At 70.0% G+C, this 21,672-nt stretch carries 23 protein-coding genes; 8 read left to right on the forward strand and 15 right to left on the reverse strand.

All coding sequences use genetic code 11. The features are described 5' to 3' along the window. Positions 1-2: 2 nt before the first annotated feature. Genes fae through ACFWW9_RS19230 form a run of 7 tightly spaced genes read left to right on the forward strand, consistent with a single transcriptional unit; the run spans position 3 to position 7,111 of the window. On the forward strand, positions 3-512 hold the full coding sequence (gene fae / locus ACFWW9_RS19200; protein ID WP_390379166.1) for a formaldehyde-activating enzyme: 510 nt from the start codon (positions 3-5) through the stop codon (positions 510-512). Next, the gene (locus ACFWW9_RS19205; protein WP_390379168.1) at positions 509-1,414 is read left to right on the forward strand and encodes an NAD(P)-dependent oxidoreductase; all 906 of its coding nucleotides are present in this window, start codon (positions 509-511) and stop codon (positions 1,412-1,414) included. The genes fae and ACFWW9_RS19205 overlap by 4 nt, the downstream gene beginning before the upstream one ends. Further along, a complete protein-coding gene (locus tag ACFWW9_RS19210; protein WP_390379171.1) occupies positions 1,411-2,910 on the forward strand; it encodes an NAD-dependent succinate-semialdehyde dehydrogenase in 1,500 nt (499 codons plus the stop codon). Before ACFWW9_RS19205 ends, ACFWW9_RS19210 begins: the two co-directional genes overlap by 4 nt. Next, positions 2,910-3,686 carry an SDR family oxidoreductase gene (locus ACFWW9_RS19215; protein ID WP_390379173.1) on the forward strand — a complete coding sequence of 259 codons (777 nt, stop codon included), beginning with the start codon at positions 2,910-2,912 and terminating at the stop codon, positions 3,684-3,686. Before ACFWW9_RS19210 ends, ACFWW9_RS19215 begins: the two co-directional genes overlap by 1 nt. Positions 3,687-3,717: 31 nt before the next feature. Continuing rightward, the gene (locus tag ACFWW9_RS19220; protein WP_390379176.1) at positions 3,718-5,205 is read left to right on the forward strand and encodes an FAD-binding oxidoreductase; all 1,488 of its coding nucleotides are present in this window, start codon (positions 3,718-3,720) and stop codon (positions 5,203-5,205) included. After that, the gene (locus ACFWW9_RS19225; RefSeq protein WP_390379179.1) at positions 5,202-6,671 is read left to right on the forward strand and encodes an FGGY-family carbohydrate kinase; all 1,470 of its coding nucleotides are present in this window, start codon (positions 5,202-5,204) and stop codon (positions 6,669-6,671) included. The genes ACFWW9_RS19220 and ACFWW9_RS19225 overlap by 4 nt, the downstream gene beginning before the upstream one ends. Continuing rightward, a complete protein-coding gene (locus ACFWW9_RS19230) occupies positions 6,668-7,111 on the forward strand; it encodes a nuclear transport factor 2 family protein (protein WP_390379181.1) in 444 nt (147 codons plus the stop codon). The genes ACFWW9_RS19225 and ACFWW9_RS19230 overlap by 4 nt, the downstream gene beginning before the upstream one ends. Positions 7,112-7,160: 49 nt before the next feature. Here the strand turns inward: ACFWW9_RS19230 and ACFWW9_RS19235 are convergent, their stop codons facing one another. Together ACFWW9_RS19235 and ACFWW9_RS19240 are read right to left on the reverse strand one after the other, a co-directional pair. Next, positions 7,161-7,355, reverse strand: coding sequence for a ferredoxin (locus ACFWW9_RS19235; RefSeq protein WP_390379185.1), 195 nt, complete (start codon positions 7,353-7,355; stop codon positions 7,161-7,163). A 13-nt stretch (positions 7,356-7,368) separates the two neighbouring features. After that, the gene (locus ACFWW9_RS19240) at positions 7,369-8,589 is read right to left on the reverse strand and encodes a cytochrome P450 (protein ID WP_390379188.1); all 1,221 of its coding nucleotides are present in this window, start codon (positions 8,587-8,589) and stop codon (positions 7,369-7,371) included. A gap of 258 nt (positions 8,590-8,847) precedes the next feature. Between ACFWW9_RS19240 and ACFWW9_RS19245 the strand changes: the two genes are divergently transcribed. Then, positions 8,848-9,483 (forward strand): TetR/AcrR family transcriptional regulator, encoded by a 636-nt coding sequence (locus ACFWW9_RS19245; RefSeq protein ID WP_390379191.1) that lies wholly within the window; start codon positions 8,848-8,850, stop codon positions 9,481-9,483. 6 nt (positions 9,484-9,489) lie between these two features. Here ACFWW9_RS19245 and ACFWW9_RS19250 read toward each other — a convergent pair whose 3' ends face one another. The 13 genes from ACFWW9_RS19250 to ACFWW9_RS19310 form a co-directional block, all read right to left on the reverse strand. Further along, positions 9,490-10,671 (reverse strand): cytochrome P450, encoded by a 1,182-nt coding sequence (locus ACFWW9_RS19250; protein WP_390379193.1) that lies wholly within the window; start codon positions 10,669-10,671, stop codon positions 9,490-9,492. A 23-nt stretch (positions 10,672-10,694) separates the two neighbouring features. Next, a complete protein-coding gene (locus tag ACFWW9_RS19255) occupies positions 10,695-11,474 on the reverse strand; it encodes an ABC transporter permease (RefSeq protein WP_390379196.1) in 780 nt (259 codons plus the stop codon). Next, positions 11,471-12,412, reverse strand: coding sequence for an ATP-binding cassette domain-containing protein (locus tag ACFWW9_RS19260; RefSeq protein ID WP_390379199.1), 942 nt, complete (start codon positions 12,410-12,412; stop codon positions 11,471-11,473). The genes ACFWW9_RS19255 and ACFWW9_RS19260 overlap by 4 nt, the downstream gene beginning before the upstream one ends. A gap of 17 nt (positions 12,413-12,429) precedes the next feature. Next, positions 12,430-13,275 (reverse strand): DUF4097 domain-containing protein, encoded by an 846-nt coding sequence (locus ACFWW9_RS19265; protein ID WP_390379201.1) that lies wholly within the window; start codon positions 13,273-13,275, stop codon positions 12,430-12,432. Positions 13,276-13,329: 54 nt separating this feature from the next. Beyond that, a complete protein-coding gene (locus tag ACFWW9_RS19270) occupies positions 13,330-13,839 on the reverse strand; it encodes a DUF1778 domain-containing protein (protein ID WP_390379203.1) in 510 nt (169 codons plus the stop codon). A gap of 343 nt (positions 13,840-14,182) precedes the next feature. Beyond that, the gene (locus tag ACFWW9_RS19275) at positions 14,183-15,025 is read right to left on the reverse strand and encodes a class I SAM-dependent methyltransferase (protein ID WP_390379206.1); all 843 of its coding nucleotides are present in this window, start codon (positions 15,023-15,025) and stop codon (positions 14,183-14,185) included. An 89-nt stretch (positions 15,026-15,114) separates the two neighbouring features. Further along, on the reverse strand, positions 15,115-15,666 hold the full coding sequence (locus ACFWW9_RS19280) for a helix-turn-helix domain-containing protein (RefSeq protein WP_390379209.1): 552 nt from the start codon (positions 15,664-15,666) through the stop codon (positions 15,115-15,117). A 342-nt stretch (positions 15,667-16,008) separates the two neighbouring features. Then, positions 16,009-16,596 carry a GrpB family protein gene (locus ACFWW9_RS19285; protein WP_390379212.1) on the reverse strand — a complete coding sequence of 196 codons (588 nt, stop codon included), beginning with the start codon at positions 16,594-16,596 and terminating at the stop codon, positions 16,009-16,011. Between the two features lie 26 nt (positions 16,597-16,622). Continuing rightward, the gene (locus ACFWW9_RS19290) at positions 16,623-16,772 is read right to left on the reverse strand and encodes a hypothetical protein (RefSeq protein WP_390379215.1); all 150 of its coding nucleotides are present in this window, start codon (positions 16,770-16,772) and stop codon (positions 16,623-16,625) included. Positions 16,773-16,837: 65 nt separating this feature from the next. Then, positions 16,838-18,823, reverse strand: a complete 1,986-nt coding sequence (locus tag ACFWW9_RS19295) for a hypothetical protein (protein ID WP_390379218.1) — start codon at positions 18,821-18,823, stop codon at positions 16,838-16,840. A 79-nt stretch (positions 18,824-18,902) separates the two neighbouring features. Continuing rightward, complete coding sequence (locus tag ACFWW9_RS19300; protein ID WP_390379221.1) at positions 18,903-19,562, reverse strand: methionine ABC transporter permease; 660 nt, start codon at positions 19,560-19,562, stop codon at positions 18,903-18,905. Beyond that, positions 19,562-20,590: a methionine ABC transporter ATP-binding protein gene (locus ACFWW9_RS19305; protein ID WP_390379224.1), complete on the reverse strand. Its 1,029-nt coding sequence runs from the start codon at positions 20,588-20,590 to the stop codon at positions 19,562-19,564. The genes ACFWW9_RS19300 and ACFWW9_RS19305 overlap by 1 nt, the downstream gene beginning before the upstream one ends. Positions 20,591-20,594: 4 nt before the next feature. Continuing rightward, positions 20,595-21,509: a MetQ/NlpA family ABC transporter substrate-binding protein gene (locus tag ACFWW9_RS19310; protein WP_390379227.1), complete on the reverse strand. Its 915-nt coding sequence runs from the start codon at positions 21,507-21,509 to the stop codon at positions 20,595-20,597. Between the last annotated feature and the right edge of the window lie 163 nt (positions 21,510-21,672).

Genomic DNA, 21,672 nt, shown 5'->3' on the forward strand with positions numbered 1-21,672 from the left:
CCATGCGGATCGGCGAGAGCTTCATCGGCGACGGCGTCAACGCCGCGCACGTCAACACCGTGGTCGGGCACCGGGACGGTCCGGCGGGCACCGCGTGGGCGACCGCGCTGGCCACGCCGAGCGCCGGGCACGTGCCGTTCGTCGCGGTCCTGCGGCCGTCGCTGCCGGTCAAGCCGCTGACGTTGTTCGTGACGAAGGCGGCTCCGAGCAGCGACGAGCACGGGCTGCTCATCTGGGGTCCGGCGCAGGCCGGGATCGCCGCGGGCGTGGCCGACGCCGTCGCCGCCGGGTCCATCCCGGAGGCCGACACGTCCACCCACGTGGTGATCGCCGCGGTGTGGGTCAACCCCGGCGCGGACGACGCGGACGCCGTGTACCGCAACAACCGCGAGGCCACGCGGACCGCGCTGGCCAACGGCGCGGCCGACCTGCCCGCGCTCGCCGACGTGCTGGCCGCGCGCGACGAGCCGTCCAACCCGTTCTACACGCCCGTGAAGGAGACCACCGCGTGACAGGCGACGCACAGCCCACGGTCGGGTTCATCGGCCTGGGCAGCATGGGGTCCGGCATGACCCGCAACCTGCAACGAGCGGGCTACTCGTTGGTGGTCAACGACATCCGCCGCGAGCAGGCCGACGAGCTGGTGGCGGGCGGCGCGAAGTGGGCGGACACGCCCGCCGAGGTCGCCGCCCTCAGCGACCTGGTGATCACCATGCTGCCCACGCCCAAGCACGTCGCCGAGGTGGTGACCGGCCCGAGCGGGATCCTGGCCGGGATCCCCGACGGCGGCACGTGGATCGACATGTCCACGTCGGTGCCCGAGGTGGCCGACGGCATCCGGCTCGCCAACCCCGGCCTGCGCGTGCTGGACGCCCCGGTGAGCGGGATGTCCACCGGCGCGGCCTCGGGGACGTTGCAGATCTTCATCGGCGGCGACGAGGCCGACGTGGTCCGCGTGCGCCCGGTGTTCGAGGCGATGGGGACCCCCGAGCGGATCCTGCACGTCGGCGGGCACGGCGCGGGGTACGTGGTGAAGCTGATGATCAACCAGCTGTGGTTCTCCCACCTCGTCGCGACCGCCGAGGTGCTGGCGGTCGGCGTGAAGGCGGGCGTGGACCTGGGCGTGCTGCGCGACTCGCTGGTGGCCAGCCCGGCCAACAGCACGTTCGTGCAGCGCGACGTGCTCTCGGTGCTGGAGCACGGCGACTACGACGAGGGCTTCGCCATCGCGTTGGCGTGCAAGGACCTCGGCCTCTCGATCGACCTGGCCCGCGCGGTCGGCGTGCCCACCGAGGTGTCCGCGCTGGTCGAGCAGGTGTACCGGCGTGCCCGTGCCAGCTACGGCGATCGGGCGGGCGAGATGACGCCGATGAAGCTGTACGAGGACCTCATCGAACGGGAGCTGCGGCTGTGACGACCGCCGAACAGGACCTGCTCGCCAGGGTCCCCACCGGGCTGCACATCGGCGGCGCGTGGAGCGCCGCCGACGACGACCGCGTGTTCGAGGTGCTCGACCCCTCCACGGAGGAGGTGCTCGCGAGCGTGGCCGACGCCGGTCCCGCCGACGGGCTGCGCGCGCTGGGCGCCGCCCACGCCGCGCAGGCGGCGTGGGGTCGGACCGCGCCGCGCGAACGGGCCGAGATCCTGCGGCGGGCGTTCGAGGCCGTGATCCGGCGGACCGAGGAGTTCGCGCTCCTCATCACCCTGGAGATGGGCAAGCCGCTGGCCGAGTCGCGGGCCGAAGTGGCGTACGGCGCGGAGTTCCTGCGCTGGTTCTCCGAGGAGGCGCCGCGGATCTCCGGCCGGTTCTCCACCGCGCCGGACGGCCGCAACCGCCTGCTGGTGATGAAGAAGCCCATCGGGCCGTGCCTGTTCGTGACGCCGTGGAACTTCCCGCTGGCGATGGCGACCCGCAAGATCGCGCCCGCGATCGCGGCGGGCTGCACGATGGTGCTCAAGCCCGCGGAGCTGACGCCGTTGACGGCGCTGCTGCTCGCGGAGGTGTTCGTCGAGGCCGGGTTGCCGCCTGGCGTGCTCAACGTCGTGCCCACCACCGACCCGGCCGCGCTGACCGGGCCGCTGCTGGCCGACCCCCGGCTGCGCAAGCTGTCGTTCACCGGCTCCACGGCCGTGGGCAAGCGGCTCATCGCCGGGTGCGCCGACCAGGTGCTCCGGATGTCGATGGAGCTGGGCGGCAACGCGCCGTTCCTGGTGTTCGAGGACGCTGACGTGGCCGCCGCCGTGGAGGGCGCGCTGGTGGCCAAGCTGCGCAACGGCGGTGAGGCGTGCGTGGCCGCGAACCGGTTCCTCGTGCACACGAGCGTGGCCGAGGAGTTCACCTCCCGGCTGGCGGAACGGATGCGGGAGTACCCGCTCGGCCGCGGCACCGAGGCGGCGACCCGGATCGGCCCGCTGATCGACGCCAAGACCCGGACCAAGGTGTCCGAGCTGGTGGCGGACGCCGTGGACAAGGGGGCGACCGCCGCGATCGGCGGGAAGTCGTTGGACGGCAAGGGGTTCTTCTACGAGCCGACCGTGCTGGTGGACGTGCCCGCCGACGCCCGGATCCTGGCCGAGGAGGTGTTCGGGCCGGTCGCGCCGATCACCACGTTCACCACCGAGCAGGAGGCCGTGCGGCTGGCGAACGCCACCGAGTACGGGCTGGTCTGCTTCGCCTACACCCGTGACCTGGACCGGGGTTTCCGGCTGGCCGAGGACCTGGAGACCGGGATGCTCGGGCTCAACACGGGCGTCGTGTCGAACCCGGCGGCGCCGTTCGGCGGCGTCAAGCACTCCGGGCTCGGGCGGGAGGGCGGCGCCGAGGGCATCGAGGAGTACCTCGAGACGGTCTACGTCGCCGTGGCCGACCCGTTCGCGACCCGGACCGACGAGAAGGCGGGGAACGCCTGATGGACCTCGACGACTTCGGCCTGGACCTGTTCTCCCTCAAGGGGAAGAACGCGATCGTCACCGGCGGCAACACCGGGCTCGGCCAGGCGTTCACGCTCGGGCTCGCCAAGGCGGGCGCGGACGTGTTCGTGCCCAGCGTGGTGTCCGACGACGGCGAGACCCAGCGGCTCGTGGAAGCCGAGGGCCGCCGGTTCGGCTTCACCACGGCGGACATCACCCGGCCGGGGGTGTGCGCGGAGGTGGTCGACCAGTGCGCCGCCCAGCTCGGGTCGGTCGACATCCTGATCAACTCGGCGGGCATCAGCCTGCTCGACGACGTGGAGTCGTTCGACCGGGCCAAGTGGGACCCGATGGTCGCGGTCAACCTCACCGCGGCGTTCGAGATGGCCCACGAGGCGACCCGGCACATGATCCCGCAGAAGTCCGGCAAGATCATCAACATCGCGTCGCTGTTCTCGTTCCTCGGCGGCCGCTCCTCCCCCGCCTACGCGGCGACCAAGCACGGCATCGTCGGGTTCACCAAGGCCTACTGCGACGAGCTGGCCGAGCACAACATCCAGGTCAACGCGGTGGCGCCGGGCTACTTCGACACGAAGATCACCGAGGCGACGCGGTCCGACCCCGACGCGAACCGGCGCATCGTCGAGCACATCCCCGCCGGGCGCTGGGGCAAGGTCGGCGACCTGATGGGTGCCGTCGTCTTCCTCGCGGGCCGCGCCTCCGACTACGTCAACGGGCACGTGCTCGTCGTCGACGGCGGCTACCTCGTCCGCTGAGCCACCCCCTCCACGAAAGCGAGACCGCACGATGACCACCCTCCCCGCCCCGACGCCGTCCACGGCGTCCGCGGCCGACCTGGACCGGTCCGAGATCGTCGCCGGGCTCGTCGAGCTGCTCGGCAGCGCGAAAGTGAGCGTCGACGAGCAGGAGCTGCGCGAGGCGAGCGTGGACCGCTTCCGCAAGTACACCGCCGTGCACGGCATCTTCGACGGCCCCATCCCGGCGGCCGTGGTCCGGCCGTCGAGCACCGAGGAGGTGGCGGCGGTGCTGGCGTTCGCCGACCGGCACCGGGTGAACGTCGTGCCGCGCACCGGCCGCACCGCCACCGAGGGCGGCCTGGAGACGGTCGTGGAGGACACGATCGTGCTCGACGCGTCCACGATGGACGCCATCCTGGCCGTCGACCCGGTGAACATGATGGCCACCGCGCAGTGCGGGGTTCCGTTGCAGCGCTTGGAGGACGCGCTGCGGGAGCAGGGGCTGACCACCGGCCACTCGCCGCAGTCCAAGCCGCTCGCGCAGATGGGCGGGCTGGTCGCCACGCGCTCGATCGGGCAGCTCTCCACGCTGTACGGCGGCATCGAGGACATGGTGGTGGGCCTGGAGGCGGTGTTCCCCGGCGGCGCGATCAGCCGGATCAAGAACGTGCCGCGCCGCGCGGCGGGTCCGGACATCCGGCACGTGGTGATCGGCAACGAGGGCGCGCTGTGCGTCATCACCGAGGTCACCGTGAAGGTGTTCAAGTTCCAGCCGGAGCACAACCGGTACTACGGCTACCTGGTCGACGACTTCGGCACGGCCGTGGCGGGCCTGCGCACGCTGATCACCGACGGGTACCGGCCCTCGGTGTGCCGCGCGTACTCGCCGGAGGACGCGAACCAGCACTTCGCCCACTTCTCCCGCGGCAAGAACGTCGTGGTGCTCGTCGCCGAGGGTCCCGAGGGCATCGCGCGGGCCACCGGGGAGGCGATCGAGGCCACGTTCGCGGCCGCCGAGGCCGTCGACCCGAAGCTGATCGAGGACTGGTTCGACAACCTCAACTGGGGCCAGGACAAGATCGACGCCGAGAAGCGGTCCATGCTCGACACCAGCCACCTCGGCTACACCACGGAGGTGTCCGTCGACTGGTCCCAGGCCGCGCCGCTGTACGACGCCGTCCTGCACCGGATCCGCACGGAGTTCCCGCGCGTGGACGACCTCACGATGCTCGGCGCGCACTCGTCGCACAGCTACCAGACCGGCACGAACCTGTACTTCGTGTACGACTACAACATCGACTGCCCGCCCGAGCGGGAGATCACCGAGTACCACATCCCGCTCAACGCGATCATCGTCGAGGAGGCGCTGCGGCTGGGCGGGTCGATGGTGCACCACCACGGGATCGGCAAGTACCGCACGCCGTGGACGCGCGTGGAGCACGGCACCGCCTACCGGATGCTGGAGGTGCTCAAGCGCGGCTTCGACCCCAACGGGATCATGAACGCGGGCACGATCTTCCCGCTGGAGAACGCGTGACGGCGTACCTGGTCGCGATCGACAACGGGTCGCAGAGCACGAAGGTGTCGATCGTCGACGAGACGGGGACCGTGCACGCCTCGGCGCGCCGACCGCTGCGGCCCTACGCCCACCCCGGTCCGGGCCGGGTCGTGCACCCCGACGACGACGTGTGGGACTCGATCGCGAGCACCTGCGCCGAGGCGATGCGGGCCTTCACCGGCGACGTGTCTCTCATCGCCGGGGTCGGGCTGTGCACGATCCGGTTCTGCCGGGCCCTGCTCGACGACGACGGTGGGCTGCATGAACCGTTGCTGAGCTGGATGGACGAGCGCCTGGCGCGCGCCCAGGACCCCGACCCGGCGATCCGGCACGTCACCACGTCCTCGGGCTACGCGACGTTCCGGATGACCGGGCGGCGGCGGGACACCGCGGGCAACTACCAGGGCGTCTGGCCGATCGACCACACGACGTGGCGGTGGTCCACCGACCCCGCGCGGTACGCCGCGACGGGGATGCGCCGGGAGCAGCTGTTCGACCTGGTCGACCCCGGCGACCTGCTGGGGCACGTGACTGGGGAGGCGGCGGCGGTGACCGGGCTGCCCGCCGGGCTGCCGGTGTTCGCCACCTCCAACGACAAGGCCGTCGAGGCGCTCGGCAGCGGACTGCGCCGCGACGACGAGGTGCTCGTGTCGCTCGGCACGTACATCGCCGCGATGACCACGGGCGACCACCACGCCGTGGACGACTCGGGCCGGTTCTGGACCAACTTCGCCTCGGTCCCGGAGAGGTACCTGTACGAGAGCGACGGCATCCGCCGGGGCATGTGGACGGTGAGCTGGTACCGCGACCTGGTCGGCGCGGACCTCGACGACCTGACGGCGGGCGCGGCGGCGGTCCCACCGGGCAGCGACGGGCTGATGACCGTCCTGGACTGGCTCGCGCCCACGGACCACCCGTACCGCCGAGGCGCGCTGCTCGGCTTCGACGGCAGCCAGGGCAGGCACCACGTGTACCGGTCCGTGCTGGAGGGCATCGCGCTGACCATGCACCGGCACTGCGCGGCGCTGGGAACGGCGCTGGGCCGGGACTTCACCGACGTCGTCCTGTCCGGCGGCGGCTCCCGCTCGGACCTGATGGCGCAGGTCTTCGCCGACGTCTTCGCCCGCCCGGTCCGCCGCACCAGGATGGCCGACGCGGCGGGCCTGGGCGCCGCCATCTGCGCCGCCGTCGGCAGCGGCGTCCACCCCGACTGGGACACGGCCGTGAAAGCGATGGCCACCACGACCGACCTGGTCACGCCGACCGCGGAAGGCGTCCGCGCCTACGCCGCCATCGCACCGGGCTACGCGCGGATCACTGAGTTCACCGACCCGCTGTTCGCCGCGCTGGCCGGTCGTCCCCCGCGGAGTGACGCCGCGGGGGTCGCCGATCGGGAGGATGGCACGCGCACGGCCACCGTCCACCGACCGGAAGTACCCCTGTGACCACTACAGCCGACACCATCGATCGCTTCGTCGACTGCTTCAACCGGCAGGACCTCGACGACGCCCTGTCGTTCTTCGCCGACGACGCCGAGTACCTCCCCGGAGACGGGAAGACCCACCGCGGGCTCGTCGAGATCCGGGCGGCGTTCGCGCCGCTGTTCTCCGGGAAGTTCGGCCTGATCACGTTCGACGAGCACGACCGGCTCATCGACGAACCGGCCCGGCGCGCGGCCATCCGCTGGACCTGCCGCCTCGACCTGGCCCCGGAGCACACCCGCGGCACGAGGTCCGTCCAGCGGTGGGTCCTGCGCACCGCGTACGGCAGGCGGATGAGCTGGGAGGGAACGGACCTCTTCCACTTCGACGACGAACTCCGGATCACCGGGAAGTACACCTACGGCAGCTTCCGCCGACCGATCATGGTCAGGGACGCCACCTGAGCCCGACCCGTGACGGCCACCCCGAGAAGGTGGCCGTCACGGGGACTTCTCACTCCGCCAGCGACAGCGCCTTGCCGGGGCAGATGTGCACGGCCTCCCGAGCGTGGTCGAGCTGGACGCCCTCCACCTCGTCGACGAGCACGACCACCGTGCCGTCCTCCTCGCTCTGGTCGAACACCGCGGGCTCGGTGAGCACGCACTGCCCGGCCCCCACGCAGCTGCCGGTGTCGGCGATGACCCTCATGCGAACTCCTCCCTCACCACGTGACCGGCAGCGAGTGCATGCCGTAGATCGCGGCCTCGTCCTTGAACGCCAGCTTCTCCACGGGCTCGGCCAGCGCGAGTCCGGGGATCCGGCGGAACAGCGTGTCGATGACGATCTGCAGCTCCATCCGCGCCAGGTTCTGGCCGAGGCACTGGTGCGCGCCGAAGCCGAACGCCACGTGGTGGCGCGCGCCGCGCTCGATGTCCAGCGCGTCCGGGTCCTCGAAGGCCTCCGGGTCGCGGTTGGCCGAGTAGCCCAGCCCCAGCACGCCCTCGCCCGCGCGGATCGTGACCCCGCCCAGCTCGACGTCCTCGGTCGCCACCCGTGCGGTGACGGTGTCGACGATGGTGAAGTACCGCAGCAGCTCCTCCACCGCCGACAGCGTCTTCGACGGGTCGGCCGTGACCTTGGCCAGCTGGTCGGGGTTCTCCAGCAGCGCCACGGTGCCGAGCGAGATCATGTTCGCGGTCGTCTCGTGCCCCGCGACCAGCAGCAGGAACGCCATGGCCACCAGGGCCTCGTGCCGGTAGTCGCCCTGCTCGCGGCCCTTGAGGATCTGCCTGCCCAGCAGGTCGTCCTCGCTGGGGTCCTGCTCCTTCACGTCGATCAGGTCGCTCAGGTAGCCCTCGATCGCCTGGAACGCCCCGAACCGCTGCGGTGCGGTCGCCACCCGGCTGATCATCGTCGAGGTGTGCTTCTGGAAGAAGTCGTGGTCGCTGTAGGGGACCCCGAGCAGCTCGCAGATCACCAGCGAGGGCACCGGCAGCGAGAGCTCCCGCACCAGGTCCACCGGACCGTCGGAGGCCAGGACCGCGTCGATCCGCTCGTCGACGATCGCCTGGATGCGCGGACGGAGGGCCTCCATCCGCCGCACGGTGAACTCCCCCAGCACCGCGCGGCGGGCGGGACCGTGGGCGGGAGCGTCCATCGAGATCAGGGACTTCTCGACCTTCTCGCCCTCCGGCCGCAACCGGCCGCCGGAGACCATGACCGGGAAGTTCGGGTTCTCCCGGTCGGAGCTGAACCGCGGGTCGGACAGCATCGCCCGCACGTCCTCGTGCCGCGAGACGGCCCACGCCCACTTCCCGGTGATCAGCCGGACCTTCGCGATCGGCTCCTGCTCGCGGAGTTCGGCGTACTCCGCGGGCGGCGAGAACGGGCACTCGCGGGCGAGCGGGAACTGCTCGGGCCGGATCGGGGCCGCTTGCGTCATCGGTGTTCTCCTCGTTCGCCAGGTGACCGGCAGTTCCTGCGGTCACGATCGGTCCACGGGGATCCCGTCAGGTCGTGTCCGCCCCCGTGCGAACCGTGAGTATGCGGAGGATTACCTTCCGCTTCCTTCGCCAGAGTAGCGAAGCGGACGAAAACCGTCCACCTACTTCGGGGTAAAACTGCGGGGTTTTCCGCTGTGTCCGGTTTCGATCCGCCGTGCGACAATCGGCCCCCGGTTCGATCGGAAAGGCACAGCCAGATGGCAGTCGACCCCGCCATGCCCCTCCGTGCCGACGCCCAGCGCAACCGCGACCAGATCATCGCGGCGGCCAGGACGATCTTCGTCGGCCAGGGGCCGGACACCCCCATGGAGGAGATCGCGCGCGCGGCGGGGGTCGGCGTGGGCACGCTCTACCGGCGGTTCCCCGACCGCGAGACGCTGATCCGCGAGGTCGCGCGGGACAACTTCGCACGGGTGCTGGCCGAGGCTCGGGCGTCCATCGAGGAGGAGCCGACCTCGTGGGACGCACTGGTCCGGTTCGTCCGCTTCTCCCGCGAACTCCGGCTCAGCCTGCACCTCGCGGTGATCTCCGAGCAGGCGGGCGCGATCATCCGCGACGACCCGGAGACCGAGCGGTTCCGCCGACTGCTGCTGATCGACCTCGACCACATGGTCAAGGGCGCCCAGGCGGAGGACCGCCTGCGGCCGGACGTCGGCACCGGCGACGTGGCGATGCTGTTCCTGCTGCTCATGCGGCAGCTGCCGACCAAGCTGACCGCGATCGAGAACGCCATGGACCGGTGCCTGGCGCTGGTGTTCGACAGCCTGCGGATCCACCCCGGCCACACCCCGCTGCCCGGCAGGCCGATCACCCACGACGACTTCCTCCGCTGAGGACCGTCAGGCCCAGGTGACCGGGAGGCTCTGAAGGCCGAGGATGTCCACGTTCTCGCGCGGCTCCACCTCGTCCGGCGCGACGGCGAGCCGCAGCGTCGGGAAGCGGGCGAACAGCGCGGGCAGGGCGACGCGGAGTTCGACGCGGGCCAACTGCTGGCCGAGGCACTGGTGCGCGCCGTGGCCGAAGGCGAGGTGGCCGGTGGCCCGCCTGGTCGGGTCCAGGGTGTCGGGCGCGGCGAACTTCACCGGGTCGCGGTTGCCCGCCTCGACGGAGAGCGTGACCGTCTCGCCCGCCCGGACGAGGGTGCCGTCCAGGTCGACGTCCTCCAGCGCGGTCCGCGCCAGGGTCGGGACGATGCTCAGGTAGCGCAGCAGTTCCTCGACCGTGCCGTCCGGGTCGTCGTGCAGCGCGGCGGTCTTCGAGGGTTCGGTCAGCAGGGCGAACGCGCCCAGCGCGATCATGTTCGCCGTTGTGTCGAGGCCTGCCCCCAGCAGCAGTAGGGCGATGGAGGTCAGTTCCTCTTCGGTGAGGTCGGTGGTCGCCAGGTCGCTGAGCAGGTCGTCGGTCGGGGTGGCGCGCTTGGCCAGCACCAGGGCGTGCAGGAAGCCGCCGATGGCGTTCATCGCCTCCCCCTGCTCGTCCGGGGTGGCGGTGTGGTCGTTGAAGGTCGCCGTGTGCCGCAGGAAGAACTCGCGGTCGTCGTAGGGCGCGCCGAGCAGTTCGCAGATCATCAACGCCGGGATCGGCATCGCGAACGCGGTCACCAGGTCGGCCGAATCCCCTTGGCGCGCCATGGCTTCCAGGTGGTCGGCGGTGACCTGCGTGGCGCGGTCGGCGAGGCCGCGCATGCGGCGGACGGTGAACTTCCCGGCGAGCAGGCGGCGGTAGCGGGTGTGCTCCGGCGGGTCGAGGCTGATGAACATGCCCGGCTGCACGGGCGGCGGGCCGTCGAGTCCCGGCCGCGGCACGGGCGAGTGCTGGAGCTCGGGCCGGGTGCTGAACCGCGGGTCGGAGAGGACCGCGCGGATCACGTCGTGGCCGGTGGCCAGCCAGCCGAGGTGGCCGTCGGGGTAGAGCATCGGGCGCAGCGGTGCTTCTTCGCGCAGCTCGGCCAGTTCGGTGGGCGGGTCGAACGGGCACCCGTCGGGGCGGGTGGTGGGCATGGTGGTGATCGGGTCGTGCATCTCTTCTCCCCCAAGGAGTGCGGTCAGGTGGTGCGGGCGTAGAGCTTCTTGGCCCAGAGGTAGCCGCCGAGGGCGATGGCGACGCACCAGGCGACGGCGAGGGCGGCGCTCGCGCCGATCGGGGTGCCGAGCAGCAGGCCGCGGAGCGTCTCGATGACGGGCGTGAACGGCTGGTACTCGGCGAACCAGCGCAGGCCGGTCGGCATGGAGTCGGTGGGCACGAAACCGCTGCCCAGGAACGGGAGCAGGATCAGCGGCATCGGGAGGTTGCTCGCCGTCTCGACGCTCTTGGACACCATGCCCAGCGCGACCGAGAGCCAGACCAGCGCGAACGTGAGCAGGGCCAGGACGCCGATCACCGCGAGCCACTCGACCGGCGAGGCCTCGGGGCGGAACCCGATCAGCAGCGCGACCGAGAGGACGATCGCCAGGCTGATCAACGTCTGGACGAGGCTGCCGAGCACGTGCCCGGTCAGCACGGAGGCGCGGGAGATCGCCATGGTGCGGAACCGGGTGACGATCCCCTCGGTCATGTCCATCGCCACCGAGATCGCCGTCCCCTGCGCGGCGGACGCCACGGTCATGAGGAGCACGCCGGGCACGAGGTAGGCGATGTAGTCGGCGCGACCGCCGGTCGGGCCGCCGAGGCCCGCTCCCAGCGCGCCGCCGAAGACGTAGGCGAACAGCAGCAGGAACACCACGGGCATCCCGGCGAGCATGAACGTCAGGGACGGGTAGCGCTTCATGTGCCGGAGTTGGCGCCGCAGCATCGTGGCGGAGTCGGCGAGGGCGTGCGCGGTCATGGCGTGAGTTCCCTTTCAGGCTGGGGCTTTCCGGTGAGGGCGAGGAACACGTCGTCGAGGTCGGGCGTGTGGACGGTCAGCTCGGCCACGTCGACGGCGTGGTCGTCGAGCCGGGCGAGCAGGCCGCGCAGCGACGCCACTCCCCCGTCGCTGGGCACGCGCAGCACGAGCGCGTCGTCGTCGCGGGGCACGTCGCCGAACGCGCGCACGGCCGTGTCGAAGCTGAGCGGGTCGGCGAACCGCAGGCTGATGTGCCCGCCGGGAACCAGTCGCTTCAGCTCCTCCGCGGTGCCGACGGCGACCAGCTTCCCGTGGTCCAGCACCGCGATCCGGTCGGCGAGCTGGTCGGCCTCCTCCAGGTACTGCGTGGTGAGGAAGATCGTCGTGCCCGCGGCGGCGAGGTCGCGGATGAGCTGCCACATGTCGCGGCGGCTGCGCGGGTCCAGGCCGGTGGTCGGCTCGTCGAGGAAGACGACGCCGGGGTCGCCTACCAGGCCCATCGCGAGGTCGAGCCTGCGACGCATGCCGCCGGAGAACGTGGAGGGCAGGGCCTTCGCGGAGTCGGCGAGGTCGAAGCGTGTGAGGAGTCCGGCCGCGCGCCTGCGGCCCTCCTGCTTGCCCAGGTGGTGCAGGTCCGCCATGAGGATGAGGTTCTCCTCGGCGGTCAGGAGGTTGTCGACGGCCGAGAACTGGCCGGTGACGCCGATCGCGGCCCGCACGGCGTCGGGCTCGCGGGCGGGGTCGTGGCCCGCGACGCGGACCTCGCCGCCGTCCGCGTCGATGAGGGTGGACAGGATCTGCACGGTGGTCGTCTTGCCCGCCCCGTTGGGGCCTAGCAGGGCGAAGATCGAGCCCTTCGGAACGTCGAGGTCGATGCCGTCTAGCACGACCTTGGACCCGTAGGACTTGCGCAGACCGGTGGCGGTGATCGCGTTCATGGGGAATCCCCTCGTGGTCAGGAGCGGTGGATCGTGATGTCGCCGAACGAGGTCTGCGCGCGGACCTCGACCGTCAGCGAGCGGTCGGGGCGGGCGGGCGACTCGTCGAGCGAGTTGCGGACGCGGCCGCTGGAGGTGTTGACGTCGAGCCAGGCCGCGGTGTCCTCGCCGATGCCTACCTCGATGTCGCCCATGGAGGATTTGAGGACGACCGAGCCGCTGCGGACCTCGCCGATGCGGATGGCTCCGTTGGCGGTTTTCGCGTCTACGCCCGCGGCGGCTTGGGTGACGGAGATGTCGCCGTTGGAGGAGCGGGTGCGGAGGTCGCCGCCGACGTGGCCGATGGTGGTGGGGCCGTTGGAGTTCTTGACGGTCGCGGTGCCGGAGACCTGGTTGACGGTGAGGGTGCCGGAGGCGGTGGAGATGTCGGCGTCGCCGGTGACCTCGTCGACGGTGACGTTGCCGGTGGAGGTGTGGAGGCGGAGGGGGCCGGTGTGGTCGGCCTCGACGTTGCCGAGGCCGGACTTGAGCCTGCACTCCCCCAGGTGGCCGGTGAGGCGGAGGTCGCCCATGCCGGTGTCGCCGCGGACCTGTGAACCGGTGGGGAGTTGGACGTGGACCTGGACGGAGCGGGTCTTGCGGAGGCTGGGGAGGGCGCGGGGGCGGGAGGACTTGATGAGGAGCTTGCCGTCCTGGAACTCGACTCGGGTTTGTTCGGCGGCGTGGATGTCGCTGGCGTCGGTGGTGTCGCTCGGGTGGATTTCCACGACGGTGTCGGTGCGGTTGGTGGCGGTTACTCGGACGTCGCCGCTGTAGAGGTCGATGGTGGCTTCGATGGGGGTTGGGGTGTCGAAAATGGGCATGGCTGTCCCCTTGGAGGGTGAGTTGTGGGTGTTTTGGCTGGTGGGAGGCTTGAACTACTGGACCCAGCCGGTGAAGCGGTTTTGGCCTCGTTTGCCGGTTGGGGTGTCGGGGCGAAGGGGCTGGGGGTTGAGGGCGGAGGTTGCTGCCCTTACCAGCCAGGCGTTGACCGAGCGGCCCTCTTGGGAGGCGGCTTCTTCGATCGCCGACTTGAGTTGTTCGGGGAGGCGGACGTTGATCCTGGATGTCGCGCCGTCTTCGGTGATCGTCAGTTCTTCTTGGCGTGGCGTTGCGGCGGGCTGCTGGTCTTGGGGGTGGTCGCTTGGGGGGAGGGTGACTACGAAGTTCGGGTCGCGGCCGCGGAGGCGGAGTTCCACTGAGCCTGGGGCCAGGTCGAGGGTGATTTCGTCCGCCGCTGCGGAGAGGGTTTCCAGGAGGGTCAGGCGGATGGCCGACTCCAGGGAGGTGCTCAGGCGCTCGACCAGCGCGCGGGCGTCTTCGCCGCCGCTCTCGGCTAGGAGGGCTAGTTCGCGGCCGAGGTTGTCTACGTAGGTGGTCAAGTCCATGGCGCTACTGTGGCACATCAGTGGCGCCATGTGCAAGCCATGGTGGTGCCACTTTGGCTCAGGTGGGGTGGTTCGCGTGCCGACCGTGAGCTGGGTCCGGCGTTTGGGCGAACCCCCGATTGCGCCAATTATCCCACCCTCTTTCGCTTTGTCAAGCCTGGAAAGACGGCTTGACAAAGCGAAAGAGGGTGGGGGCGCAAAAACAATCGGGGGTTGGCCGGGGTGGGGGTTAAAAGAACCTGCCGGCATGGTGCGGTTGGTGCGCGGTGCGAGTGGCGGCCGGGGGCCCAAAAGGGCCCAGGCAGTTGATCCCGGTGCGAGTTTTAGAGCAGAAGAGAGAGATTTAGGGGCGGCGGGCGGCCCAGATCGTTCGTTCGGTGCGTAGGGCCAGGTCGGGGCGGTTGAGGAGGCTGGTTGGGGCCTTGGTGTCCAGTAGGCGGGCCAAAGACTGCTGGTCGGCGGTGTCCAGGGAGTCTGAGACGTTGGCGCTTAGGCGCTTCAGGCCGGTTAGTGCGTAGTGGGCTACTGCGGGATTGTCTTTGGCGGTGATGGTTAGTGGGACTACGAGCTTGTTCTCCACTGTGAAACCGGCGGCTGTGAGCATTGGGGTCCAGTCTGCGCCTCTGTGGGGAACGTGGGTTGCGTCTTGGTGGGACCTTGCTGCGTGGCAGCGTTCTTCCAGGCCTGGGCGGTCTTCGGGGGCGTCTGGGGGGAGGAAGCGGGGGAAGCCTGCCATTTCCACCAGGGCGAACAGGCCGCCTGGGGGGAGGAGGTTGTGGATCTTGCGGAGGGTTTGGTCTGGGGTGGCTGCGTGGTGGAGGTAGCCGGAGGCCCAGATCAGGTCTGGTGAGCCGAGGGTGGGCCAGTCGGCGTCCAGGTCGGTGTGGATCGTGTGGACTCGGTTTGTCAGGCCTTGGGAGGCGGCCTTGTAGCGGAGTCTGGTCAGGTGGGGTTCTGAGGCGTCGACCGCTGTTACCTCGGCTTGGGGGAAGTGGGCCAGTAGGGCGAAGGTGCCCGCGCCTGTGCCGCTGCCCAGGTCCACCACGTGGCGCACGTCTTTGTTTACCGGGAGCCAGGCTGCGATGGAGGCGAGGTGGTCGGACAGCACCTCGGCGTCCATGTCCAGGAGGTCGGCTTGGCCGTGGGTGTGTGGGTCGTGGTTGTGGTGGTGGGGTGCGTGGGTCATGGGGGCACGGTAAGTCGATCAAGCGGAAATGGCAGGGGGATCCCGGAGTGCGCAAGAAGATGCTTGGTGGGGGTGCTGGGCGCGCAAGGTCAGTGGTCGTCGTCCGGGCGTTGGTGGCCCTTGCGGGCGTCTCGGTCGAAGATGCCGAGGATTTCGCACGGGCCGCCCTCCGCGCCGATGGCGTGCGGGAGCATGGTCGGGAACTCTGCCGCCTGGTTGGTTTCCATGCGGAAGCGGCGGTTGCCCAGCAGTAGTACGGCTGTGCCGGAGAGGACCACGAGCCATTCGCGGCCTGGGTGGGCTCGGAGGCGGGCGGTGGTGTCCGGGGGTGGCGTGGTCATGCGTTGGCGTACCACTGACATGCCTGGGTCCGCTTTGACCGGCCAGCGCAGGAGGCCGTGTGCGCCGTCGATGATCGGGCTGGTGATGACGTCGTCGGTGGCGGTTTCGACGAGTTGGTCGAGGGTGGTGTCGAGGGCGCGGGCCAAGGTGACCAGTTGATCGAGGACTAGGCGGCGTTGGCCGTTCTCGATGCGGCTCAGGGTGGATTGGCTGACGTTGGCTCTGGTGGCCAGTTCTTCTAGAGACCAGCCCTGTGCTACCCGGAGGGCGCGGATCCGTTTGCGTACGAGGCTGTCCATGTCGCCATTGTCTTGCGTCATAGGCATGATGTTATGCCCTTTGAGCAAGGGGTGCCTACTGTCGGTGGTGTTGCAGCGGACGGAGGAAGGGGTGCTCATGGTTGCTGAGGTGCAAGAAGAATTGCCTGGTGGGGTTGGAGATGGAGGAGTTGGCCGGTGGGATGGGGCGGCGAGTGGTGAGCGGTCCTGCGGGAGCCATCTCGGTGCCTGGGGTGTGGGTGGCGGGGAATGCTGGTGAGCCGAATGCGCAGGTGGGGACTTCCGCTGCTGCCGGGGCGTTGGCGGGGCTCGGATGAACGCCGATTTGGCCGTTGCCGATGCTGACTCGGCCCTTGCTGGTGTCTAGAGCAGGCCTGCGGCGTGGAAGAGGCGGTCGTAGATCTCGCGGATCGTGGATTCCTTGCGGGCGTTGTAGTCCATGACCCGGCCGCCGCCGGGGATGGCCGCCTGCTTTGCGCGCTGGTAGAGGTCGCGGTCGTCCGGGTTGGCGCGCAGCCAGTCTCGGAACATGCGCAGGCGGATCGTTTCTGGGCTGTCCGGGCCGAACACGTGCAGGTTGGCGTGGGGGTCGGCGAGCTTGAGGAGGCGGTGTTCGTGGAACGACGACTCGCGCACGGTGTGGACGTAGCCGAGGTCGACCAGGGCCGGGACGTACTTGTCCTCGTCGCGGGGGTCGGCGACGGTCAGGACGATGTCGATCACGTCCTTGGCGGCCAGGCCCTCGACGGAGGTGGAGCCGACGTGGTCGAGGTCCAGGACGACATCGCCGAGTGCCGAGCGGATTCCCGCGGCCAGGGCGATGTAGCGCAGGGGCCAGGCCGGGGTGTACGGGGTCAGCACGACCGTCTCGGGTTGGGGCGGTCCCTGGACCCACGGGTCCTCGTTCGGGTCCGGGACGTGGTGGCGGACGATCTCCTCGTTGGTCGGCACCCGACGCAAACTAGTGCACGTGGGGGTCAGGAGCGGAACGGGTTGAGGTCCTTCAGCGCGTCGATCAGCGGGGGTAGCCAGCCGAGGACCGCTTCGCGGAGGGCTGGTACGAAGATGATCACCGCCAGCACCAGTGCCACGTAGGGCGCGATGCTCCCCTTGCTCTTCGACGCCATGCGCCAACCCCCGATCCGTCGTCACGACCAGCATCGCACGAGCGGACCGGGGGTTGTGGGCGTCATCAGGGGGCGGTGGGGAGTGGGTGTCGGGCTTCGTGGACTCGGGTGGAGGAGGCGAGGACCAGGAGGGCGAGGTTGGCCGCTGCTGCCGCGCCGAGGATGGTGGTGGCTGGGGAGATGAGGTCCGTGGTGGCGGCGGAGCCCAGTACCGCGCCTACAAGTGCTGCGCCGATGGACGCGGCTAGGGCTGCTCGGCGGAGTGGGCGTGGGAGGTCGCGGGGTGCCCAGGCCAGGTAGGTGCCGATGCCGATCAGCAGGCTCACGCCGGGGGCGGTGGCGGTGGTGCTGGCCACGTAGTCGTCCGGGTTGATGGTCCAGACCGTGAGTACGCCGAGGAACCAGCCGCCCAGGCCTAGCGGGATGGTCGTCAGTACGCGGAGCCAGGTGCCTGTGCGGGGGCTGAAGCCGCCGTTCTTGCGGCGGCGGAGGGCCATCGCGGTGAGGAGGAGCAGGGCCAGGGCTGTGATGGTGGTGGTGACGGCTACTAGGAGCTTCGCGATCGTGGACATGGTCAGGGGGACGGCGGTGAAGTCGACCGGGCGGGTGTCGAAGTGGGAGGCGTCCGCCTCTCCCCTGTCGAAGAACGTTGTCAGCAGGTGGGCGCTTGCTTCCGGGCGGTGTTCCCAGAAGTCGGCGGTGTGGCCCAGTTCGGGGAGGATCACCTGCTTGCCTCGGGACAGGGAGGGTAGGAGTTCGGTGGTGGCGAGTTGGGACGGGGTGGAGAAGTCGACCGAGCCGCTGACCAGGAGGGTTTCGACGTCGCTTTGACGGACTGTGCGGTACTGGGCGTTGTCGGGGCTGTCCGGCCAGACGGTGGAAAAGCCCTCGGGGCCGGTCCAGAGGAAGTCGGTCGAGGCGTTGCCCAGGATCGAGCCGGGGTCGCCGCCTGCCTCGTAGTAGCTGCGGGCAGCGGGGGCGTCGAGCATGGCGAACGAGGCGAACTCGCCCCAGACGATCGAGCCGGGTAGGGCGGCGTCGCCGAGGACGGACATGGCCCACAGTGCGCCGGGATCGCCGCTGAGGTAGGCGTCCAGCACGGTCGGGGCGTTGTTCGGGGCCGAGCCTCGGCCGTTGTGGTGCATGGCGTACTGGCTCAGGACGCGGACGGTGGTGTCCTTGATCCGGAAAGGGCCCCAGCGTTCGGGGATGTTCGTGGCGGTGGCGCGGACGGTGGCGGCGAGGTCCGGGGTGCGGGCGGCGCAGGTGGTGTCGGCTTGGCACAGCTTCGTGTACTGGGCGAACTGGGAGTCGGTGATGCGCGGGTCCCAGAGGAGGTGGCCTGGCGGGTTGACCGAGACCATCGCGGAGCGGCGCAGCGAGTCCGGGTGGCGCCAGGAGTAGACCATGGCGGTGCGGGTGCCCGCGCTGGAGCTGAGCAGGTCGATCTTCGGGTAGCCCAGGGCGGTACGGGCGGATTCCATGTCCTCGACGCGGTCGGTGACCGAGTAGGCGGTGAGGTCGACGCCGTCCCGTTGGAGGCGGTCCTTGCACAGCGTGAAGGCGCGGGTGGTGGCGGGCAGGGCCTTGGGGCTGGTCAGGTCGTCGGCGGCGTGCATGGCGCCGACGACCTCGGGGCAGTCCAGCCTGCGTGAGCCGTCGACGCCGCGGTAGCCGACGAGGACCACGTCTCGGGTGGCGTTGAGCCTGCTGGCCTCCCGGAAGCCGAGGTTCGTGGCGCCGGGGCCGCCTCCCAGGCGGAAGACCGGGGTGCCGGATCCGCCGGAGGCGGCCTTGATCCGGATCACCGGCAGCGCGATCAGGTCCGACGCCGGGTCACGTCGGGTCTCCGGCACCACGAGCGTGCCGCAGTCGGCCGCGACGGACCCGGCCTCGGTGTCGTAGTCGCACTCGTGCAGGGCGAGTGAGCCCGCTCTGGCCCCGTCGGGGACGGCGAGGGTCGACGGGGGTCGCACGGCCAGGTAGCCGAGCGAGAGCAGGAGACCGGCGGTGATCACGAGGGCGACCACGCGGGAACGGGGCAGGGCCATGTCGGAACCGTAGGAAGTCCGGCGGTCTCGATCTTCCCTCCTCGGTCCTACCCCGTCTCCCCCTCCGGGGTGACGCGGGTCAGCGGCGGAGGACCTTGCGGGCCAGGAGGTTCCCGGCGAACTGGGCTACCTGGACGATGACGACGATGGCGATCACCGCCCCCCACGTGACCGCCGGGTTGAACTGGCGGTAGCCGTAGACCAGGGCGAAGTTGCCGAGGCCGCCGCCGCCGATGACGCCCGCGATGGCGGACATGTCGACCAGGGCGACGAACACGAACGTGTAGCCGAGGATCAGCGGGCCGAGGGCCTCGGGGATGAGGACGCCGACGATGATGCGCGGGCGGCTCGCGCCCATGGCCCTGGCCGCCTCGATGACACCGGGGTCGACGCCGACCAGGTTCTGCTCGACGATGCGGCCGATGCCGAACGCCGCGGCCAGCGAGAGGGCGAAGATGATCGCCTTGTTGCCGATGCCGATGCCCACGACGAGCCGGGCCAGCGGTTGGACCGCGCCGATGAAGATGACGAACGGGATGGGGCGGAAGAAGTTCACCAGCAGGTTCAGCGCGATCGACACCGGCGCGTTGGCCAGCAGGCCGTTCTTGCGGGTGATGTAGAGCGCCACACCGATGAGCAGGCCGCCGACCCCGCCGAACGCCAGCGTGATGCCGACGATGTAGAGCGTCTCCAGGGTCGACTGCCAGAACAGCCCCTGGAGTTCGACCAGGCGGTCCATCACGCCACCTCGGTCGCGGACAGGCCGACCCGGAGGCGGCCGAGCGCGCTGTCGATGGCGTCGTCCGGACCGCGCAGCGCCAGGGTGAGGTTGCCGAACGACCGGCCCTGGACGTCCTCCATGCCGCCGTGGACGAGTTCGAACTCGACGCCGCTCGCTGCCAGTTCGGCGAACGCCCGCGACTGGGGCAACGAGTCGTCGTGGAACGCCAGCGTCACCAGGCGGCCGGGGTGGTTGGCGCGCAACGACTCCAGGGTCGCGCCGGTGGGGACGTCGGCGACCAGCGTGCCGACGAACCGCTTGGTCGTGGGGTGCTTCGGGTGGGCGAACACGTCGAACGCCGAGCCGTCCTCGACGACCCTCCCCCGCTCCATCACCACGACCCGGTCGGCGATGCTCTTGACGACCTCCATCTCGTGGGTGATCACCACCGTGGTGATGCCCAGCTCGACGTTGACCTTCTTCAGCAGCCGCAGCACGTCCTGCGTCGTCTCCGGGTCGAGCGCGCTCGTGGCCTCGTCGGCGAGCAGCACCTTCGGCGACGTCGCCAACGCCCGCGCGATGCCGACCCGCTGCTTCTGGCCGCCGGAGAGCTGGTCGGGGTAGCTGTGCGCCTTGTCGGCCAGCCCGACGAAGTGCAGCAGCTCCGACACGCGCCGCTGGTGCTGGTCCTTCGGCACCCCGGCGATCTGCAACGGGTAGGCGATGTTGCCCCACACCGTGCGCGAGGAGAACAGGTTGAACTGCTGGAAGATCATGCCGATGCCCAGGCGCACCCGCTGGAGGCGGCGCTCGGACAGGCCGGTGATCCGCGTGCCGTCGACGGTGATCGTGCCGGAGGTCGTCTTCTCCAGCGCGTTGATCAGCCGGACCAGCGTGGACTTGCCCGCGCCGGAGTAGCCGATGACGCCCGCGATCTCGCCCGCCTCGACGTGCAGCGTCACGTCCTCCACCGCGCTCACCGGGGTCGCGCCCCGGTGAGCGCGCGGGAAGACCTTGGACACGTTGTCCAGTTCGATGATGGCCACGGGGCTACTTCTTCTTCTCCGCGGTGATCTTCTCGACCTCGGTCAGCGACTTGCGCAGGTCGTCGGCCGAGGTCTTGGCGAACACCGCCGTGCCGCCGGAGACCTCCTTCACGCCGTCGCGCACGTCCTGGCTGTTCTGGTAGATCTCGACGAGCTTGGTGTAGGTCGGGTTGTCCTTGTCCTGCTCGCGCGCGGCGAAGATGTTCACGTACGGGACGGCCTTCGGGTCGGCCGGGTCGTCCTTGGCGATGGCCTTGTCGAAGGACAGGCCCGCCTTCTCGACGAAGTCGTTGTTGATGATCGCCGCGGCCAGGTCGTCCAGCGAGGTGGCGGTCAGCGCGGCGTCGAGCGCCGTGACCTTCACCTTGGACGCGGACTCGTCGACGTCGCTCAGGTCGGAGAAGATCGTGCCGCCGGACTTGAGCTTGATCAGCCCCGCCGACTGGAGCACCAGCAGGCCGCGGCCCTGGTTGCTCGCGTCGTTCGGGACCGCCACGGTCGCGCCCGCCGGAATCCCGGCCGCCGAGTCGAACTTCTTCGAGTACAGGCCCAACGGGTAGATCGCCGTCGCGCCGACGGGAACGAGGTTCTTCTTGTTCGAGACGTTGTAGTCCGCGAGGTACACGACGTGCTGGAACTGGTTCAGGTCGATCTCGCCCTCGGCCAGCGCCGGGTTCGGCTGCGCGTAGTCGGTGAAGTCGACCACCTCGACCTTGATGCCGTTGTCCGCCGCCGCTTTCACGTAGGTGGCCCAGTACGGGTCGCTCGCGCCGACCACGCCGATCCGGACGGCTTTCGCGTCGTCCCCGCCTCGGGTGACGGCGAACACCACGCCCGCGACCAGCACCAGGACCACCACGCCGATCACCGCGAACAGTCCCGTTCGCTTCTTCGGCGCTTCAATGAGTTGCTCGGACATCGCCGACCCTTCGTTTCGAAACCAGCACGCGCCAATTCGTGACGCGGCGGCAACAATAGGAGTCGATGATCGGGAGGCGCACTTCGTCCTGCTATCCGGGATCACATCCCGTGAATCGCGATTTGTGGTATCCGACGGCGAATGGAGCGATTTCACTCACACC

Source organism: Umezawaea sp. NPDC059074, from assembly GCF_042738955.1.
Taxonomy (GTDB): domain Bacteria; phylum Actinomycetota; class Actinomycetes; order Mycobacteriales; family Pseudonocardiaceae; genus Umezawaea.

Coding starts and splice junctions, on each gene's coding strand:
- fae (WP_390379166.1), top strand. CDS start 3: ATGCGGATCGGCGAGAGCTTCATCGGCGACGGCGTCAACGCCGCGCAC.
- ACFWW9_RS19215 (WP_390379173.1), top strand. CDS start 2,910: ATGGACCTCGACGACTTCGGCCTGGACCTGTTCTCCCTCAAGGGGAAG.
- ACFWW9_RS19220 (WP_390379176.1), top strand. CDS start 3,718: ATGACCACCCTCCCCGCCCCGACGCCGTCCACGGCGTCCGCGGCCGAC.
- ACFWW9_RS19235 (WP_390379185.1), bottom strand. CDS start 7,355: ATGAGGGTCATCGCCGACACCGGCAGCTGCGTGGGGGCCGGGCAGTGC.
- ACFWW9_RS19240 (WP_390379188.1), bottom strand. CDS start 8,589: ATGACGCAAGCGGCCCCGATCCGGCCCGAGCAGTTCCCGCTCGCCCGC.
- ACFWW9_RS19245 (WP_390379191.1), top strand. CDS start 8,848: ATGGCAGTCGACCCCGCCATGCCCCTCCGTGCCGACGCCCAGCGCAAC.
- ACFWW9_RS19250 (WP_390379193.1), bottom strand. CDS start 10,671: ATGCACGACCCGATCACCACCATGCCCACCACCCGCCCCGACGGGTGC.
- ACFWW9_RS19255 (WP_390379196.1), bottom strand. CDS start 11,474: ATGACCGCGCACGCCCTCGCCGACTCCGCCACGATGCTGCGGCGCCAA.
- ACFWW9_RS19260 (WP_390379199.1), bottom strand. CDS start 12,412: ATGAACGCGATCACCGCCACCGGTCTGCGCAAGTCCTACGGGTCCAAG.
- ACFWW9_RS19265 (WP_390379201.1), bottom strand. CDS start 13,275: ATGCCCATTTTCGACACCCCAACCCCCATCGAAGCCACCATCGACCTC.
- ACFWW9_RS19270 (WP_390379203.1), bottom strand. CDS start 13,839: ATGGACTTGACCACCTACGTAGACAACCTCGGCCGCGAACTAGCCCTC.
- ACFWW9_RS19275 (WP_390379206.1), bottom strand. CDS start 15,025: ATGACCCACGCACCCCACCACCACAACCACGACCCACACACCCACGGC.
- ACFWW9_RS19280 (WP_390379209.1), bottom strand. CDS start 15,666: ATGGACAGCCTCGTACGCAAACGGATCCGCGCCCTCCGGGTAGCACAG.
- ACFWW9_RS19290 (WP_390379215.1), bottom strand. CDS start 16,772: ATGGCGTCGAAGAGCAAGGGGAGCATCGCGCCCTACGTGGCACTGGTG.
- ACFWW9_RS19295 (WP_390379218.1), bottom strand. CDS start 18,823: ATGGCCCTGCCCCGTTCCCGCGTGGTCGCCCTCGTGATCACCGCCGGT.
- ACFWW9_RS19300 (WP_390379221.1), bottom strand. CDS start 19,562: ATGGACCGCCTGGTCGAACTCCAGGGGCTGTTCTGGCAGTCGACCCTG.
- ACFWW9_RS19310 (WP_390379227.1), bottom strand. CDS start 21,509: ATGTCCGAGCAACTCATTGAAGCGCCGAAGAAGCGAACGGGACTGTTC.